At 67.0% G+C, this 15,295-nt stretch carries 14 protein-coding genes; 1 reads left to right on the plus strand and 13 read right to left on the minus strand.

The genetic code is table 11. The features are described from left to right. Positions 1-73: 73 nt before the first annotated feature. Positions 74-1,201: an efflux RND transporter periplasmic adaptor subunit gene (locus ISP14_RS06525; protein WP_404537360.1), complete on the minus strand. Its 1,128-nt coding sequence runs from the start codon at positions 1,199-1,201 to the stop codon at positions 74-76. 213 nt (positions 1,202-1,414) lie between these two features. Then, positions 1,415-1,879 (minus strand): MarR family winged helix-turn-helix transcriptional regulator, encoded by a 465-nt coding sequence (locus tag ISP14_RS06530; protein ID WP_404537362.1) that lies wholly within the window; start codon positions 1,877-1,879, stop codon positions 1,415-1,417. 56 nt (positions 1,880-1,935) lie between these two features. Here ISP14_RS06530 and ISP14_RS06535 point away from each other — a divergent pair, with 56 nt between their 5' ends. Continuing rightward, positions 1,936-2,457, plus strand: coding sequence for an O-acetyl-ADP-ribose deacetylase (locus tag ISP14_RS06535; protein WP_404537364.1), 522 nt, complete (start codon positions 1,936-1,938; stop codon positions 2,455-2,457). Here ISP14_RS06535 and ISP14_RS06540 read toward each other — a convergent pair. The 11 genes from ISP14_RS06540 to ISP14_RS06590 form a co-directional block, all read right to left on the minus strand. Next, entirely contained in the window at positions 2,444-4,213 is a 1,770-nt protein-coding gene (locus tag ISP14_RS06540) for a BatD family protein (RefSeq protein WP_404537366.1), read from the minus strand. The genes ISP14_RS06535 and ISP14_RS06540 overlap by 14 nt on opposite strands. Continuing rightward, positions 4,213-6,195 carry a tetratricopeptide repeat protein gene (locus ISP14_RS06545; RefSeq protein WP_404537368.1) on the minus strand — a complete coding sequence of 661 codons (1,983 nt, stop codon included), beginning with the start codon at positions 6,193-6,195 and terminating at the stop codon, positions 4,213-4,215. The genes ISP14_RS06540 and ISP14_RS06545 overlap by 1 nt, the downstream gene beginning before the upstream one ends. Next, positions 6,192-7,172 (minus strand): vWA domain-containing protein, encoded by a 981-nt coding sequence (locus ISP14_RS06550; protein ID WP_404537370.1) that lies wholly within the window; start codon positions 7,170-7,172, stop codon positions 6,192-6,194. Before ISP14_RS06550 ends, ISP14_RS06545 begins: the two co-directional genes overlap by 4 nt. Beyond that, positions 7,165-7,683 carry a DUF4381 domain-containing protein gene (locus ISP14_RS06555; protein WP_404537372.1) on the minus strand — a complete coding sequence of 173 codons (519 nt, stop codon included), beginning with the start codon at positions 7,681-7,683 and terminating at the stop codon, positions 7,165-7,167. The genes ISP14_RS06550 and ISP14_RS06555 overlap by 8 nt, the downstream gene beginning before the upstream one ends. Beyond that, positions 7,680-8,615: a DUF58 domain-containing protein gene (locus tag ISP14_RS06560; protein ID WP_404537374.1), complete on the minus strand. Its 936-nt coding sequence runs from the start codon at positions 8,613-8,615 to the stop codon at positions 7,680-7,682. The genes ISP14_RS06555 and ISP14_RS06560 overlap by 4 nt, the downstream gene beginning before the upstream one ends. Beyond that, the gene (locus ISP14_RS06565; protein WP_404537818.1) at positions 8,612-9,607 is read right to left on the minus strand and encodes an AAA family ATPase; all 996 of its coding nucleotides are present in this window, start codon (positions 9,605-9,607) and stop codon (positions 8,612-8,614) included. Before ISP14_RS06565 ends, ISP14_RS06560 begins: the two co-directional genes overlap by 4 nt. Before the next feature lie 140 nt (positions 9,608-9,747). Then, the gene (gene pilQ, locus ISP14_RS06570; RefSeq protein WP_404537376.1) at positions 9,748-11,979 is read right to left on the minus strand and encodes a type IV pilus secretin PilQ; all 2,232 of its coding nucleotides are present in this window, start codon (positions 11,977-11,979) and stop codon (positions 9,748-9,750) included. 32 nt (positions 11,980-12,011) lie between these two features. Continuing rightward, positions 12,012-12,572: a pilus assembly protein PilP gene (locus ISP14_RS06575; protein WP_404537378.1), complete on the minus strand. Its 561-nt coding sequence runs from the start codon at positions 12,570-12,572 to the stop codon at positions 12,012-12,014. Beyond that, positions 12,572-13,231 carry a type IV pilus inner membrane component PilO gene (gene pilO / locus ISP14_RS06580; protein WP_404537380.1) on the minus strand — a complete coding sequence of 220 codons (660 nt, stop codon included), beginning with the start codon at positions 13,229-13,231 and terminating at the stop codon, positions 12,572-12,574. Before pilO ends, ISP14_RS06575 begins: the two co-directional genes overlap by 1 nt. Continuing rightward, positions 13,228-13,962, minus strand: a complete 735-nt coding sequence (locus tag ISP14_RS06585; protein WP_404537382.1) for a PilN domain-containing protein — start codon at positions 13,960-13,962, stop codon at positions 13,228-13,230. Before ISP14_RS06585 ends, pilO begins: the two co-directional genes overlap by 4 nt. Beyond that, the gene (locus tag ISP14_RS06590; protein WP_404537384.1) at positions 13,962-15,020 is read right to left on the minus strand and encodes a pilus assembly protein PilM; all 1,059 of its coding nucleotides are present in this window, start codon (positions 15,018-15,020) and stop codon (positions 13,962-13,964) included. The genes ISP14_RS06585 and ISP14_RS06590 overlap by 1 nt, the downstream gene beginning before the upstream one ends. Between the last annotated feature and the right edge of the window lie 275 nt (positions 15,021-15,295).

Raw genomic sequence — 15,295 nt, forward strand, 5'->3', positions numbered from 1 at the left:
CCCCCTCCGTGCGGAGGGGTCAGTCTTGCCACTACCTTCATCAAGCCGCGGCAGGAGCGAAACATGGCGGCGCTCACCCCTTCACCACCTGCACATGCGTGCCGTTGGTGAGCAGCATCTGGCCGTCCGTGACTACCTGCTCGCCCGCATCCAGGCCTTTCTCGATCACCAGGCGGTCGCCACTGCTCTGTCCCGTCGTCACCATGCGCTGCTGCACGCTGCCGTCGGCGGCGACCACAAACACGAAGCTGCCGTTCGGCGAGTTCTGCAGCGCTTCCACCGGCACGGTCACGACGTTGGCGAGGCGGGTGGTAGGCAGATGCAGCTGCACGTACTGGCCCGGGGTCAGCCGGTCGTCGGTGTTCGGATACACCGCCTTCAGCTGGATCGTGCCGGTGGTGGCATCCACCGTGTTGTTGATGAAATCCAGGGTGGCCTCGAGCGGCGGCCCCTTCGCGCCCGGAACGGTGGCGCCGACCGTCACCTTGCCGCGCGCATGGGCGGCCTTCACGCCATCCAGTGCCGTCTCGGGCACGGAAAAGGTGAGGTAGATCGGCCGCACCTGGTTGAGCACCACCAGGTTGGTGCTATTGGCGCTCACCTGCGCGCCGGGGTAAACCAGCGGCGCGCCGGCGATGCTGTCCACCGGCGCGACGATCCGCGCGTAGCCGAGCTGGGTCTGCGCCATTTCCACCGCCGCCCTGTCCGCCTTCACCGAGGCGGCATAGATGCCCACATTCGCCTTGTAGGTGTCGTAGTCGGTCTGCGCGACGTAACCCTTGGCCAGCATCGGCGTATAGCGGCGCAATACCTGTTCGGCGTTCACGAGCTGGGCCTGGTCCTTGGCGAGGTTGCCGCGCGCCTGATCCAGCTGCGCCTGCAACAGGCTGGGATCGATCCGCTCGATCACCTGCCCTGCCTTCACCCGGCCGCCCGGAACGAACGCCAGCGACTCCAGCTGCCCGCTGACGCGCGACTGCACGGTCACGCTGGAATACGCCTCGACGCTGCCGATCACCTTGAGCGAGAGGTCGAGATCGCCGCGCTGCGCCACTGCCACCTTCACCGGCACCGCCTGTGTGGCGACCGATTTATCCGCATCGCTCTTGCCCCGGCCGGACCATCCGCGCGCGACCAGCGCGACCAGCACCACCGCGACCAGCAGCGCCACGAGCTTCTTCCAGGACATGCGCTGGGGCATGGGAACTCCAGTATCGAATCGGGCATTCCCGCCGACTGGCAAACCACGCTATCGCGACGCCGGAGCACAGCAGGAATCAAATGAATAACAAACGCACGCATGCAACGATGCGCTGACTGTCATGACACATTCTGCGCCGACTGCGCGGCGCGGGACCCGCAACGCCCGGCACTTGGCAGGCGCGACGAATGTGGCTAGGGCATCCGCCCGCGGCTATTCCTTGCGCGTTGCCGGCGCTTCGGCCGTGTCCAGTGCCTGCAGGTTTTCCTTGATCCGCCCGATCACCGCCAGCGCCTGCTTCAGCTCGTCGTAGTCGATGCCCTGGGTAACCTCGCTACGCAGCTCGCGCGCGATCTGCTCCATGTCGTCCACCACGTCGTGCGCCTGTGCGGTGACATACAGCCGCCACGCGCGCCGATCCTTCGGGTCCGGCCGGCGCTCAACGAAACCGGCAGCCTGCAGGCGGTCGATCACCCTGCCCACCGCGATCGGCTCCATCTCCAGCGCCTCGGCCAGCTCGGTCTGGCGCATACCTTCGCGGTGGTACAGCATCTTGGTGGCGCGCCACTGCGCGCGGGTCAGGCCGAATTTCACCGCGCGCCGGTCGAAATGCTTGCGGAACAGCAAGGTCACGTCGTTCAGCAAATAGCCGAAGGAAAGCTCTTCTGTTTTCGCCATGATGGTCGCAACCTCGCCCGCATTGGGCTCAAGCATAAGCCGAAAGCCACACGCACATGCCCCTCGCCGTCATCACCGCCGACATCACCACGCTGGCCGTCGACGCCATCGTCAACGCAGCCAACGAGACCTTGCTCGGGGGCGGCGGGGTCGATGGCGCCATCCACCGCGCCGCCGGTCCGGCGCTGCTGGCCGCCTGCCGCGCGCTGCCGGAAGCCGCTCCCGGGGTACGCTGCCCCACCGGCGAGGCCCGGATCACGCCGGGATTCGCGTTGCCGGCTCGTCAGGTGATCCACACCGTGGGTCCGATCTGGCGCGGAGGTGCGTATGGCGAGGCGCAGCTGCTGGAGAGCTGCCACCGCAACGCCGTGCAATTGGCGCGCGAACACGGCCTGCACCGCATTGCCTTCCCGGCGATCAGCTGCGGCGTCTACGGCTACCCCGCGTCGCTGGCCGCCGTGATCGCGCTGGGCACGCTGCGCAAGGAACTGGCCAGCGACCCCGCATTCGACCTCATTGTGTGCTGCTACAGCGAGCCGATGCGTGCGGTGTTTCAGGCGGCACTCACTTCACTTTGAATGGGTACAGCGGTGGCAGGCCGTCATCGTCCACCTTGTCGGCCGGGCGCCATGCGAAGCCCTGCTTGAACACCTCGACGAGATCGCCGCTCTCCGCCGTCGATACTGATGCCATGCCGTAGCAGCGCCGCTGCAGCCCAGCCAGCGCGCGCCGTTGCGTCTCGTCAGCCAGTGCATTCGCCAGCGCGCCCGGATGCTGGATCGCCGGCCGCTCCGTCTGCGCCCAGGCCAGCAGGCTGCGCAATTGCGCCGATGCATCGCTGCCGCGCGCGGCAGCCACGAAGGCCTGCCTTGCCTGGCGCGTGGAATCGCCGACGACGCTGCGGTTCGCCACGACGGCAGCCTGGCGCGCCGTGCGTCGCGGCCACAACCACCATGCCAGCAGGGTGAGCAGCCACAGCGCCAGGCAGGCCAGCGCGATCCAGCGCCACGGCACGTCGTGCGCGCGGTCCGGCGCCAGCGCCGTTGCCGTAGCGGGCGATGCAGTCGATGCCGTCGATGCCGGAGTCGTGGGCGTGGCCGCGGCTGCACCGGCTGCCGGAAGCACGGTGATGCTGTACGCGGGAATCTCCGCGGTCTGCGCCTGTCCCGAGGTCACGTCGAACCAGCGCAATGTGGTCGCCGGCAAGGTCAAGGTACCGGCCTGCTCCGGCACCACCGCGAAGCTGCGCACGCTGCTGCCCTGTAGCCATGCATCGTCTTCCGCAGTGGCCGTCTTCGGCTGGTCGGGGTACACCGTGGCACCCTGCACCGCAGGCAGGCTGAGCTTCGGCAACGCATCGGCCGGCAGGCCGGTGGCACTGAGCGTCATGGTGAGGTTGATCGGCTGGCCCACGCGCACCGGCGTGCCCGCGTCCGGCCAGCCGCTGAGCGTGAGGCTGAGTGCGCGCGCCGGCAGCCACGCGGACTGGCCCCAGTTGGCGGGCGCGACTCGCACCTGTACGGTTTGCGCTGGTGCACTGGCGCCGACTGGCGTACCCGCGCCGAAAAAGCTGTCGGGATCGCCGGGATCGAGCGCCATCCCCTGGAAACCCAACGCGGGAATAGCCAACGTACCCGCATGCTGCGGCACCAGCGCATAGCGGCGTTCGATCACACGGTATTCGCGGCCATCACGCACCTTGTCGTAGCGCAGCTCACCGCCGATCTGACTGAGCTGCACGCCATCGACCTGCGGTGTGTCCAGCGTGCCGCCGGTGATATCGCCGCTGACGTAGAGCCGCACCACGTAGCTGAGCTGTTGGCCCACCCAGGCCTGCTTCGGCGCGACCTCGACTTCCATGAACACATTCTTGTTCGTCGCCGCAGCGGCCGACTGATTCGGCGCGACGACTTGCAGTTGCAGCGGCGCGGTCCGCGACCCGGCCACCGCGAGCGGCGGTATCGTCAGCGTGCCCAGACGCTTCGGCCGCAGCACCAGGCCGATCACCAGCTCCGCGCTGCGCTGGCCGTTGACGATGCTGAGGCTGCTGCTTTGCGAGCGGCCGAGGATGTCGAAATCCTGCTGCAGAGGACTGAGATTGGGCATGGCGACGTTGCCGCCGCCATCGTCGACGTGCAGGTTCAGCGTCACCGTCTCGCCCAGTTGCGCGGTGTTGCGATCCAGCGTGGCCCGCACACCGGTGGCGTGCGCCAGCAGTGGAAAGGCCAGGCACAGCAGCAGGCACAGGCACTGAAAAGTGCGATTGAGGACGGCAGCCCGTCCGATCTCCGCAGCGAGACATGGCGGCAACAGCAAAGCCTTTCCTCTAAACATCACGGCCCACCTTCATCGGCCACGCCACCATGGCGGCGCTGGTATTCCAATTCGAACTTGCGGCGCAGCAACGCACCCGGATCGTCGGGTACGCGCTGCAAGGCCTGGCGCAAATCCGTGGGCAGCTTCGACTGCGCGTCGGCACCTTCCGCGCCGAGCTGGTGCGCGGGCGGCTGGCCCGCCGCGGGTTTGCCAGGCGCGCCCAGCTGTCTGTCGAGTTGCTGCTTCAACGCCTGTTGCGCCCGCTCGGCCTGCGCCTGCTGGGCCGCCTGCTGTTCAGGCGTCGGCTGCGGCTTGACCTGTTGCGCTCCAGTGCTGCCGGGTGATCGTTGGTCGCCTTGTTTCGTTTTGTCTTGCGGCGATTGGCCGGCATCGTTCGATGCATCCCGCTGACCTTGCTGCTTCGAGTCGTCGCCCCGCTGCGACGATGGGCCGGGCTGGCCGTCGTTCTTGTCCTGGCCGCTCTTGTCTTGGCCGTTCTTGCCTTGACCACCCTGGCCTTGCTTGTCCTTGCTCTGTCCGCTGTTGCCACCCTGCCCTTGCGGCGAAGACGAGCCACCCTGCTTCTGTGGCTGCTGTGGCTGCTGTGGCGAGGACTGGTTCTGCGACTTGTCCTTCTGCTGCTTGTGCAGCCAGTCCTCGACGGCCTGTTTGTTGGCCTTTGCGTCGGCGTTGGCGGGATCGCGCTTCAGCGCCTCGTCGTAGGCATGGATCGCGTCCTGGTATTTGCCGCTGCGCGCCAAGGCGTTGCCGAGGTTGTATGCGGCATCGCTGCCCTTCGCCTCGCGCAGCGCTTGCGTGGCGGCGGCATAGTCGCCGGCACGGTAAGCCGCCGCTCCGCGCCAGGCCGGGTCCTGTGCCAGCTGCATCGCCTGCTTCGCGTCGCCCTGCCGGAGCGCCGTAGCCGCCTGTTGGTTTTTGTTCTGCCAAAGGTCGCGCCAATCCGTTGCGTGCGCCGTGCCCGGCACCGTTGGCAGCAGCACCAGCGGCAACAGCAGCAGCCAGCCACGGCGAAACGCCAACGCTGCCAGCGGCAACAGGAGCAGCAGCAACCAGGGGCCGCGATCCTGCCATTCGTCGCCGACCTGCCCCTGCATCGCTTGCGTGGAGCTTGCCTGCAATTCGCTGCGCAACGCCGCGATGTCGCTGCCGTCGGCACGCATCGACACGTAACGACCACCGCCCGCCGCGGCGACCGCCGCCAGCGCCGCATCATCGCGACCCGCCAGCTGCAGATGGCCTTGCGCGTCGTGCAAGAAGCCGCCGCCTGGCAGCGGCACGGGCGCACCCTGCGACGTGCCTACGCCCAATACCGAGACCCGCACGCCTTCGGCATGCGCTTTGCGCGCGGCGTCTTGCGCCGCCGCGTCGGCGGTATCGGCGATCAACACCAGCGAGCCGCCGCCGACCTTGGCATCGTGGATCAATGCCGCGCCGCGCGCGATCGCTGTCGCCGCGTCATCGCCGTCCACCGGCATGGTGTCGGGCGCCATCGCGTCGAGCAGCGTGCCCAAGCTGTCCACATCGGAAGTGAGTGGTGCCACCGCGAAGGCCTCGCCGGCGTAGCCGAGCAGTGCGTTGAGGCCATCGCGGTTGGCCATCAGCAAGTCGTGCGCCTTGTAGCGTGCGCGGTCGATGCGACTGGGCGTCACATCCCGCGACAGCATGCGCTGCGACAGCGAGATCGCCACGACCTGTGCCGCGCGACGCGCATACAAGGGCTGCTCGACGCGACTCCAGGTTGGCCCGGCCAGCGCCAGTACGGCCAGCGACCAGGCCAGCGCGAGCAGGCCCAGCGGCAGCCGCTGCCGCGTGGCCTGTCCATGCAGCAATTGCGGCAGCAGCTCTGCATCGACCAGCCGCGACAAGGCCTGCAGACCGCGACCGCGGCGCGAGGCCTGCCACAACAGCCACGGCAGGGCGACGAGCGCACACAGCCACCACGGCCTGAGGAAGTGGAACTGGGCCAGCGCAGCGCTCATGCCGGCATCTCCACCGCCCGCCGACGCGGCAGGCTGGCCAGCAGCCACAGCAGCAGCGCGGCAGCGAGCGGCCAGCTGAACCACTCGTGCCGTGGCCGCAGACTGGGGCCGTGCTGCGGCATCGGCTCCAGCGCATCGATGGTGCGATAGGCATCGGCCAGCTGGTCGCTGTCAGTGGCACGGAAGAAGCGACCGCCGGTCCCGTCGGCGATCTTCGTCAGCATGGACGCATCGAGGTCGGCGGAAGGATTGACGATCTGGCTGCCGAAGAAGCCTGGCACGCGCATACGGGTGGCGCCGATACCCACGGTATAGATGCGCACGCCGTCCGCCTTGGCGGCACGCGCGGCCTCCAGCGGAGTGATGCTGCCCGCGTTATTGACACCGTCGGTGAGCAGCACTAGCACGCGCGCCTGCTCGGGCAATGCGGACAGCCGCTTCACCGCGATGGCGATCGCATCGCCGATTGCCGTTTCGGTGCCAGCCAGGCCCACGGCCGCGCCCTGCAGTTGCGCGCGCACCGCATCCAGATCGTAGGTGAGCGGCGTCACCAGGAAGGCCTGGCTGCCGAACAGGATCAGGCCCATCTCGTCGCCGTGGCGCCGGTCGATGAAGTTGCCGGCGATCGCCTTCACCGCGCCGAAGCGGCTCACCGGCTGGCCAGCCAGCTCCATGTCCGGCGTTTGCATGCTGCCGGAAAGGTCGACCGCCAGCATCAGCGCGCGGCCGCTGCGCTGCTGCGCCTGCGGCGGCCCTACCCACTGCGGACGCGCCGCCGCGGCCACCAGGCACAGCCACGACGTTGCCAGCAACCACGGGGCGACGCTGCGTGCCGCATTGCCGCCTGCCGCTGCAAGGCGCAAGCCGGGCTGCGGCAAACGCAGTGCTTGCCCTGGCGTGGTGGGCGGCAGCACGAGGCGCAGCAGCCAGGGCAGCGGCGACAGCACGAACAGCCAAGGCCATGCGAACTCAAACATGGCCCGGCTCCTTGGCGACCGACGGCCAGGTGCGCGGCTTCGCAGCCGCCTGCAGCCAGCTGCGTGCCGCTGCCAACGTGTCGGGCACGTCGAATTTCGCTTGCGGTCGATAAATCGCCTGGTCCAGCGCCATCAGGCGATCCAGCACCGGCGCCGCCACCGGCACGCGCGCCAGCGTCTGCCGCCAGCTTTCGCCACGTTGCCTCGCCGCGGCCTCATCATGCCGGCGCGCCACACGGCGCAGCAGTTGATGAAGCGCGGCCGCCAACGCGGCATCGTTGCCGTCGCGCACATGGCATGTCGCCAGCTGTTCCAGTTCGTCCAACAGCAGGCGGCGCTGCTTCTGCAAACGACGATGCCGTTGCCAGAACCACGCCGCCGCGATCAGCGCCAACAGCGCCAGCGCGGCCAACAGCCACCAGCCCGGCGCCAACGGCCACCACGACGGTGCGGGCGGCAAATGGATGTCGCGCAGCGCCGGCCCCTTCGATCCGGGTGGTTGCGGCATCATCGGCGCATCCCTGCCGCGCCCAGCAACTCGCCGACCGCTGCGAGCGGATCGTCGCGTGTGTCGATCACGCGGCAACGCAGGCCCGTGCCGCGCGCCAGGGCTTCCAGGCGCGCCGGGCCGCTGCCCAGCGCCTGCTGGAACTCGCGCCGCTGGCGCTCGCCCAGCAGCACCACATCGCGCCGCTCGCCCGCGTGCTCCAGCGGATAGCGGCCCGGTGGCGGCAGCTCGCGTTCCAGCGCATCGGCCACCACCAGCACGCCGACTTCAGCCCGCACCTTCAGTTCAAGCAAGTGCCGCCGAGCTTCGGCGTCCGCGCTGAACCCGTCGCTGAGCAACAGCACGCGACTGGCACCATGCTGCAGGCGGCGGGCTCGCAGCAGGGTGGCGGACAGCGGCTCGGCACGATCCGTCGGCGGCAACGCATCCCATTCGGCCAGGGCGCCGCACACCGCGAGTGCGCCACGCGCGGCGCCTTGTGGGCGCAGCAGGCGATCGTGCACGCCGAAGGCCATCATGCCCACGCGTTCACCCGCGCGCACGGCCAGCCACGCGGCAATCGCGGCGGCGCGCGCAGCCTGCACCGACTTGAAGCGGACGCGGGTACCGAAGCGCAGGCTGACGTGTGTGTCCAGCAGGATCAGCAGACGCCCTTCGCGCTCCTCCTGGAACAGCTTGGTATGCAACCTGCCGCTGCGTGCGGTGAGTCGCCAGTCCATTCGCCGCACGTCATCGCCGGCCTGGTAGACGCGCGATTCGGCGTAGTCCATGCCACGGCCGTACAGACGGCTGGGGTGCTGGCCGCTGCGCGCGGCACGGCTCTCCGTCGGCGCCAGCTTCGCACGGCCGACACGGGTTCCTTGCGCGATCAGTTCGGCCAGCGACACGCATGCCCGGCCATCGCCGTCGACGCGATTCGGCGCAGCGACACTCACGGCAGCGGCACGAGATCCAGCAGCCGGGCGATCACCTGATCGCTGCGCACGCCTTCGGCTTCGGCTTCATAGCTGAGCAACACGCGATGGCGCAGCACCTCGTGCACGATCGCGTGCACGTCCTCTGGCAGCACATAGTCGCGACCAGCCAGCCAGGCCTGCGCGCGGGCGCAACGGTCCAGCGCGATGGTGGCGCGCGGACTGGCGCCCCAGGCGATCCAGCGCTTCAACTCCTGTCCGTAGCGGCCGGCGTCGCGCGTGGCCAGCACCACCTGCGCGAGGTATTCCTCCAGCGCGGGCGCCATATGTACCGCCATCGCGGCATCGCGTGCAGCGAACACGTCGGCCTGGCTAAGCAAGGAGGCCGGCGCCGGCACCGGGTGCGCGCGGCGGCTGGCCTGTTCGCGGGCCAGCCTGAGGATCGCCAGTTCGGCCGCAGCGTCGGGATAGCCGATGGTGACATGCAACAGGAACCGGTCGAGCTGCGCCTCGGGCAGCGCGAACGTGCCTTCCTGCTCGATCGGGTTCTGCGTAGCCATCACCATGAAGAGCTCCGGTAACGGCCAGGTGCTGCGGCCCACGGTGATCTGGCGTTCGGCCATCGCTTCCAGCAGGGCCGATTGCACCTTGGCCGGTGCACGATTGATTTCATCGGCCAACACGATGTTGTGGAACAGCGGACCGCGCTCGAACTCGAAGCTGCCGGATTGCGGGCGGAATACATCCGTGCCGGTGAGATCGGCCGGTAGCAGGTCGGGGGTGAACTGCACGCGGTGGAAGTCCGCCTCGATCCGCGCCGCCAGCGCCTTCACCGCAGTGGTCTTGGCCAGGCCTGGCGCGCCCTCCACCAGCAGATGGCCGTCAGCGAGCAACGCCACCAGCAGGCAATCGACCAGCTTCGGCTGGCCGATGATGCAGGCCCGCAGCTCGTCGCGCAGCCGCGCAAAGGCCTGCTGCAGAGCACTGCGGGGCGGAGTCTCGGGTATGTCCATCATGGGAATTCCAGCAGCAAGTCGCGGTTGTTGACCGCGACGGAGCCTGGAAGTTTAGTCGACGGCGCCCCGGCATTCAGGCGCACTACGCAAAGAGGCGGCCGAAGCCGCCTCTTTGCGTGTAGCACGGATGCAACGTCTTACTGCAGCGAATCGTTGAGGATGCGCGGCGTCACGAAGATCAGCAGTTCCGCCTTGCTGTTGTTCCGGTTGGTGCTGCGGAACAAGGTACCCACGATGGGGATGTCGCCAAGGCCGGGCACCTTGGTGACCGAGTTGGTCTTGTCGACCTCGTAGATGCCACCCAGCACCACGGTCTGGCCATTGTCCACCAGGACGTTGGTATTCACCGACTGGGTGTTGATATTCGGCACCTGGCCCTGCGGCGTCTGCAGATAAGAAGCCAGCGAGTCCTTGTTGACGGTAATCGCGAGATAGACGCGGTTGTCCGCCGTGATGGTCGGCAAGACCTTGAGCTGCAGCACGGCATCCTTGAACTGCACCGAGGCCGTGCCCGTACTCGAACTGGAGCCTGCGCCACCCTGGTAGGTAACGTAGCCGATCTCCTGGCCCTGGCGGATCACCGCTTCTTGCTGGTTTGCGGTAATCACGCGCGGGCTGGCGACGATCTCGCTGTTGCCTTCGGTCTGCGAGGCCGACAGTTCCAGGTCCAGCGCGTAGTTCTTGCCAAGGATGGCGAAGCCGAGCGCACCTGCAGGAGAGTTGCTGCTCGCCGCCGGCAAATTCACCACAAGGCCAGGATTGGTGGAGACACCATTGCTGCCGCTACTACTGGTGGTGCTGCCTGGCGTGTTCCAACCCAGCGTGGTGCCACCTGCGCCGCCACCCGTCTGTATCACCTGGCCACTCGGATTGATTCGCTGCGCATACGCACCCCACTGCACGCCCAGCGCACGGGTGAAGCTGTCGCTGGCGATCACGATGCGCGACTCGATGAGCACCTGCTGCACCGGTCGATCCAGCACGGCGACGAGCTTGCGGATCTGCTCGGTCTTCTCGGCGGTGTCGTTGAGCAGCAAGGTGTTGGTGCGCTCGTCGTAGGAGACACTGCCACGCGCGGACAGAAAGCCGCGTGCAACGCCAGCACCGCCCGCGGCCGCGCCCCCACCATTGCTCTGCATGCTGCCAGTGGTCAGCAGCTTGGCGATATCGGTCGCCTTGCCGTAGCTGATCGGGATGTAGGTGGTGATCAGCGGCGCATTGTCTTCGGCCTTCATGCGCGCGGTGGCGAGATCCTCCTCGTACTTAGACAGCTCTTGCTGCGGCGCGATCCAGATCACGTTGCCGTCGCGACGCTTGTCCAAACCCTTGGAGCGCAAGATCACGTCTAGCGCTTGATCCCACGGCACGTTCACCAGGCGCAGGGTGATGCTACCAGTGACGCTGTCGGAGGCTACGATGTTGAGACCCGAGGTATCGGCGATCAGCTGGAGCACCGAACGCACCGGGATGTCCTGGAAGTTGAAGGTCGCACGCTTGCCGGTGTAGACCGGGGTCTGGTCCAACGCCAGCTTGCCACCACCGGCGGTGGTATCGCTCTTCTTCGCTGCCACCTCGACCACGTACTCGTTGCCATCCTGGTAGGCCGAGGGGTCGACCACGCCCTTGGTGATGATCGTCATCTGCACACCGCCCGAAGCGCCGGCGCGGGTGGCGATCGACTGCACCGGGGTGGCGAAGTCCAGCGTATCCAGCCGCTGCGCCAGGTTGGACGGCACGCTGGCATTGGGGATGCTGACTTCGACCTTGTCGCCGATGGTGTGCATCTGAGCATCGGCGCCGGGACCGCTGAAGCTGATCAGCACGCGGCCCTGGCCGTTCGCGCCACGGCGGAAGTCGATGTTGGTAACGCTGATGCCACCCTCAGCCGTCACCGGCAGACGCTTGGACGGATCGATGATCGCCGCGGTGGTGACGCTGCGCTGCGCTGGCGCAGGTGCAGATGCCGTTTGAGGTGCACTGCCAGCCGCTACCGTGAGCACCAGGCTGTCGCCTTCGATCGCCGACTGGTACGACGCCTGTCGCATCAGCTCCACGATCACCCGGGTACGGCCGCCGGCGGATACCGCCGAAACACCGGAGGTGGCGCCCTGTCCGATGTCCGTATGCCGCTGGGCGGTGGTATCGGTGTTGGCGAAATCGAGTGCGATGCGCGCTGGGTTGTCGGTGGTGAAAATGCGCGGCTGCGGCACGGCACCTGAGAAGTTCAGGTGCAGCTGCACGCTGCCACCGGGCAGCGTGGTGTAGTTGATGTCCTTCAGCGTGCTGCCGCCGGCAGCCAGCGCAGCCTGGCCGAAGCCGGTACCGGCGAGAAGCAGCAGCAACAGGAGACAACGAATGGCGTGGCGCATGACCCGGCCTCGGACAGATTGATTGTGGTTGCTCATTGCATCGCCCCCTGTGTCCCCTGTTTCTCGCTGAGTGCGACGCTGGTCGGATGCTCCATCCAGCCACCATTGCCATTGGATACCAGCTCGATCAGGTCGATGTGGTCATCGCTGATGGCGGTGATGCGGCCGTAGTTCTGGCCCATGTATTCGTTGCGGTGCACTGGATGGATCACGCCACTGGGATCCTTGACCAGCGCCTCGATGCCCGCACCGGCACCGATCGTGCCGACCATCCTCAGGCTGTCCAGCGCGAACATCTCCAGCGGCTGCTTGGGCCGGTTCTGGTCCGGGCGCGGCCCGCTGGCGGATGCTTCCTGCTCCACCGCACCCGGGCCGAATGGGTCGCGCAGGTCCTGGTCGGCGTAAGTGAAGGTCTCGAACGTCTTGATTACGGGCAGCGGCGGAATTGGTGCACCCCTCTTCGCCTTCTGCTGGGTGATCCATTCGCGCAGATCCGAGGTACCGCGGGTGCAGCCCCCCAACATCGCGACGGCGACCAGCAGCAAGGCGGTGCGCGCCAGCATCGACGGCTTCATGGCAGCGGACAGCTTCATCACTTGCGCCCCCCTGCCTTGGCCGAGTTCTTCGCGGAGGCCGCGGCCTCGTCCTCATCCAGGTAGCGATAGGTCTTCACCGTACCCTGCAGCACGAGCAAGCCATCGGTACTGGTGCCGTCCTTGCTTGCATGCTGGGGCGTGAGCGACACGTCATGCATGGTCAGGATCACCACGCGCGGCAGTGAGGCAACGCCGCTGATGAAGGTACCGAACTGATGGTAAGTGCCTACTATCTTCAGCTGGATCGGCTTCTCGGCGTAGAAGTCCATCGGCACTTCGGGTTGCGGCACGAAAGAGTCGACCTGCAGGCCCGCCGACAAGGCGGTCTGCGAAATGTCGATCAGCAGCTCGGGCATCTCGGTCCTGCTGGGCAATTGCCGCAACAGCTGCCGCAGCATGTCCTTCATCTCGTCGAGCTGCTGCTGCAGCGCCTCGAGGTTTACCGCCTTAGCCTGCTTGCTGGTGAATTCCTGCTGGAGCTGGGTCTCCTTGCCCGCCAGCGTAGCCAGTTCATCCTGCTGGCTACTGACGTAGAAGTACCAACCCAGCAACACCACGACCAGAAACAGCAACGAGATGAAGAAAATCTTGACCGACTGCGGCCAGCCGCCGATGTTGTTGCGGTCGAGGCCGCGCAGATCGTCGAGGAGTTTCATGACTTGACTCCTCCCTTGGCGGCGGCAGCCGGCTTGGTGGGCTCACGGCCGGGGGCATGCACCATTGCAGGCTCCAACGTGGCCGGAGCCGCCGTGGTCGCGGCCGTCGGTACGCTCGCCGCGCTACCGGCATGCGCAGGCGCCGCTGCCGAGCCCGCACCGGCCGGCGTGGCACCGGACGCGTCCGCCTTCGGCTTGCTCAGCTTCACGCTCAGGCCGAAGCCGTAGGGCATGCGCGAGGAATCGTGGCTGTTTTCGGTCTTGCCCAGGTCGACGTGGCCCATCCACGGCGAGGCCTCGATGTTGCGCATGTACTCGGCGACGCTGGCATTGGACTGCGCCACGCCGTCCAGCGACATGGTTTCACCGGCTTGTTTGACCGAGGTGAGGCGCACGCTGGTGGGTATCGTCTTCACCAGTTCGTCGAACAAGTGCACCATCTTTGAACGGTCGGACTGCAGCTGTTCGATGATCTGCTTGCGTGCAAGGAGGTGATCGCGCACCGTGTCCAGCTCCTTGATCTTGGCGATCTTCACGTCGAGCTGCTTGATCTCGCCCTGCAGGATGGCATTGCGGTCGTTCTGGTTGTCGATGCGCGCGCTCATCCAGATCGCCCACAGCAACACGAAGCCCAGTGCGGCCACGAAGGCGGCGCCGAGCTGCCCAAAGAACTCGCGTTCGCGCAGCTTGCGCCGCTCCGCACGCCAGGGAAGGAGGTTGACGTGGGCCATCAGTCGAAACTCCTTAGGGCGAGACCGACCGCGATCATCAGCGCCGGTGCGTCCTGCGACAGCGACTGTCCCTGCACCTTGGGCGACATCGACATGCGTGCCAGCGGATTCGCCACCACGCAGGGCACGCCGATGTGCTCCTCGAGCATCGCAGCGATGCCGTCGATGGTGGCGCAGCCGCCGGCCAGCACCACCTGGTCGACCTTGCTGTATTCGCTGCCGGCGAAGAAGAACTGCAGCAGGCGGCTGACCTGCTGCACCAGCGATTCCTTGAACGGCTCCAGCGCCTCGCTCTGGTAGGAGTCAGGCAGGCCGCCCTTGCGCTTGGCCCGGCCGGCTTCCTCGTAGGAGAGCCCGTAGCGGCGCATGATCTCGTCGGTGAGCTGCTTGCCGCCGAACACCTGTTCGCGCGAATAGATCGTGCGCTGGTTGCGCAGTACCGACAGCGTGGTCATCGTCGCGCCCACGTCCACCACCGCCACCAGCGCGTCGCGACCCACGTTGAGCTGGTCGGTGAGCAGGGCGAACGCGTTCTCCATCGCGAAGGCCTCTACATCCACGACCTTGGCGGTAAGGCCGCCCAGCTCCAGCGCAGCCACGCGCATGTCCACGTTCTCGGTGCGCGAGGCAGCGAGCAGGATGCTGTTCATCTCGGGGTTGTCGCGTACCGGACCGAGCACCTCGAAGTCGAGGCTCACTTCGTCGATCGGATAGGGGATGTACTGGTTCGCCTCGACCTGGATCTGACCTTCCAGGTCCTCCTCAGAGAGTTCGCTCGGCATCGGGATGATGCGCGTGATCACCGCCGAACCGGCCACCGCGGCGGAGGCGTGCCTGAGCCTGGAGCCGGAGCGCGCCAGCGCACGACGGATCGCCTCGCCCACCGCCTCGACCTCGACGATGTTCTTTTCGACCACGGCATTGGGCGGCAGCGGTTCCACCGCGTAATGCTCGACGCGGTAACGCCCGCCAGCCTGGCTGAGCTGCAGCAGCTTGACCGCAGTCGAACTAATGTCGACGCCGATCAGTGCCGGCTTCTTGGGTGTGAAGAGCCCCACGGTGTTCCCCCTTTGCCCCCGAGCGCCAACTACCGGTTTTCCGGCCGATGTGCGGTGGCATTAGATCGAAAATTTAACGGCCCCGCAATGGCCTGGCGCGGCTTTCTCAAGTATTTCCCGTGATGGCGCCCACATTTGGGCCGCGGCCTTTGCGCAGCGTGACGAAGGCCTCGTTTCGGCCCGGACACAGGTTCTTGCGGTCGCAGCGTCCTCCAACCCGGAGATATACCCCTTAGCCGGGTGCGGCCTACACACCCTCTATACTCTTCAGGGTT

The sequence above is a fragment of the Dyella agri genome (assembly GCF_044904705.1).
Taxonomy (GTDB): Bacteria; Pseudomonadota; Gammaproteobacteria; order Xanthomonadales; family Rhodanobacteraceae; genus Rhodanobacter_A; species Rhodanobacter_A agri.

Bases quoted from the DNA above. Each gene is read 5' to 3' on its own strand.
- ISP14_RS06525 (WP_404537360.1), bottom strand. From the start codon at position 1,201: ATGCCCCAGCGCATGTCCTGGAAGAAGCTCGTGGCGCTGCTGGTCGCG.
- ISP14_RS06530 (WP_404537362.1), bottom strand. From the start codon at position 1,879: ATGGCGAAAACAGAAGAGCTTTCCTTCGGCTATTTGCTGAACGACGTG.
- ISP14_RS06535 (WP_404537364.1), top strand. From the start codon at position 1,936: ATGCCCCTCGCCGTCATCACCGCCGACATCACCACGCTGGCCGTCGAC.
- ISP14_RS06540 (WP_404537366.1), bottom strand. From the start codon at position 4,213: ATGTTTAGAGGAAAGGCTTTGCTGTTGCCGCCATGTCTCGCTGCGGAG.
- ISP14_RS06545 (WP_404537368.1), bottom strand. From the start codon at position 6,195: ATGAGCGCTGCGCTGGCCCAGTTCCACTTCCTCAGGCCGTGGTGGCTG.
- ISP14_RS06550 (WP_404537370.1), bottom strand. From the start codon at position 7,172: ATGTTTGAGTTCGCATGGCCTTGGCTGTTCGTGCTGTCGCCGCTGCCC.
- ISP14_RS06555 (WP_404537372.1), bottom strand. From the start codon at position 7,683: ATGATGCCGCAACCACCCGGATCGAAGGGGCCGGCGCTGCGCGACATC.
- ISP14_RS06565 (WP_404537818.1), bottom strand. From the start codon at position 9,607: ATGGACATACCCGAGACTCCGCCCCGCAGTGCTCTGCAGCAGGCCTTT.
- pilQ (WP_404537376.1), bottom strand. From the start codon at position 11,979: ATGCGCCACGCCATTCGTTGTCTCCTGTTGCTGCTGCTTCTCGCCGGT.
- ISP14_RS06575 (WP_404537378.1), bottom strand. From the start codon at position 12,572: ATGAAGCTGTCCGCTGCCATGAAGCCGTCGATGCTGGCGCGCACCGCC.
- pilO (WP_404537380.1), bottom strand. From the start codon at position 13,231: ATGAAACTCCTCGACGATCTGCGCGGCCTCGACCGCAACAACATCGGC.
- ISP14_RS06585 (WP_404537382.1), bottom strand. From the start codon at position 13,962: ATGGCCCACGTCAACCTCCTTCCCTGGCGTGCGGAGCGGCGCAAGCTG.